Origin of the sequence: Marinobacter sp. UBA3604 (genome assembly GCF_002375325.1) — a bacterium.
In the GTDB taxonomy this organism is placed as follows: Bacteria; Pseudomonadota; Gammaproteobacteria; order Pseudomonadales; family Oleiphilaceae; genus Marinobacter; species Marinobacter salarius.
On sequence record NZ_DFMB01000007.1, the window covers coordinates 3,337 to 4,881 of the forward strand.

Below are 1,545 nucleotides of genomic sequence, written 5' to 3' on the forward strand. Positions count from 1 at the left end.
ATTGTCGAGGCGCGCCGTTTGTCTCTGGCGACCATGCGCAATATCCGTCAGAACCTGTTTTTCGCCTTCGTTTACAACTCCGCCGGTGTTCCGATAGCGGCAGGGGTTTTGTACCCGTTTTTCGGGATACTGCTGTCGCCCATTTTTGCAGCGGCCGCCATGTCGCTGTCATCGGTCAGCGTGATCGTGAATGCGCTGCGTTTGAGGGTGGTGAAACTCGGGTCAAAGCAATGAACTTCTGAATCATTAAAGCACTGCGGGAAACCTTTCTGGGCGAGCCCCGGCAGCGCTGGCAGACCATGCCTGATTTGAGCGCTCGTGAGTGGCTTGCTGTGGGGCCATTGCTGGTGCTCACTGTCGGCACTGGCGTGGCACCCTCCTGGGTGCTGGGTATCATCCACCGCACTACATCGGCGCTGGCACTGTGATGGCTCGTGATCTTGCACTGTTGATTCCTGAAATTGCCGTACTGTTGACGGCTGTCGGTGCGCTGATCGCGGAAATGCTGCGTAGGCCACACATTGCGCTGCTGGTCGCCGTTAGCGGTCTGATCGTCGCCACGGCTCTGACCGTCGGTCTGATCGGTGAAGACACAACGGTGTTTGGTGGCAGTTTCCGGGTTGACGAACTCAGTGTGTGGGCCAAACTCATTCTGCTGCCGGCCACCATCCTCGCCATATTTTTGGCGAGAGTGGATGTGAGAGGCACCGTGCGAGAGGTCACGGTTTACAATCTGCTGTGCTTTGCCACCATTGGCGCGCTCGTTCTGGCAGGTGCGGGTGATACGATGTTCCTTATACTGGGCACATTATTAACGGGCCTGGCCACCTTTGCCTTGGTTGCCTACCCGGATACCGACCCTGCCACTGAGGCCGCCATGAAGTTTTTCGTGTTCGCCTCGGTCACAGGTGCGATCATGATTTTCGGCCTGAGTTACTGGTTCGGCGCTGCGGGATCCACGTTACTCGCGGATCTTCCTGGTATGGATACCATGCCAATGGCGGTTCTTCTTGGGTTCGTGGCGGTGGTTGTCGGTCTGGGTTACAAAGCCTCGCTGGTTCCATTCCATTTCTGGGCGCCAGATGCCTATGAGGGTGGGCCACTGTCAATAGCGGCCTACCTGTCAGTGGTGCCCAAGATCGGTGCTCTGTTCGCACTCGCTCAGGTGGTTCGCGATCTACCCCCGGAAAGTGGTTGGACCGCCATCATCGCCGGTCTGGCTGTTCTGACCATGACCTATGGCTACCTGGCCGCGCTTGCTCAGACTAACGTGATTCGGCTGCTTGCCTATTCGTCGATTGCCAATCCGGCTATTTTCTTCTGGGCATCCTCGCAGTCGGCGCAAGTGAGCTTGCGCTGCCATCCATCATCCTGTTTGCCGCAGCCTATGCGGCCATGAACCTGGGCGCTTTCGCCGTTGCCGCCAGTACTGGACGGACTCTGAACAATTTTGACGGATTGGGTCGCGCCCAGCCGCTTATTGGCCTCGCAATGGTTATCTTTCTGCTATCGCTGGTTGGGAGTAAGCGTACGGGGAATACACCT

The 1,545-nt window shown here is 57.4% G+C and carries 1 protein-coding gene and 2 pseudogenes; all 3 read left to right on the forward strand.

Annotation, left to right across the window (positions count from 1 at the left end; translation table 11 throughout):
• A pseudogene (locus tag B2590_RS01385) lies at positions 1-234 on the forward strand (haloacid dehalogenase); the annotation flags it as partial.
• A gap of 65 nt (positions 235-299) precedes the next feature.
• Entirely contained in the window at positions 300-428 is a 129-nt protein-coding gene (locus B2590_RS01390) for a hypothetical protein (RefSeq protein ID WP_286847793.1), read from the forward strand.
• Positions 429-787: 359 nt separating this feature from the next.
• Positions 788-1,545, forward strand: a pseudogene (locus B2590_RS01395) (NADH-quinone oxidoreductase subunit N); the annotation flags it as partial.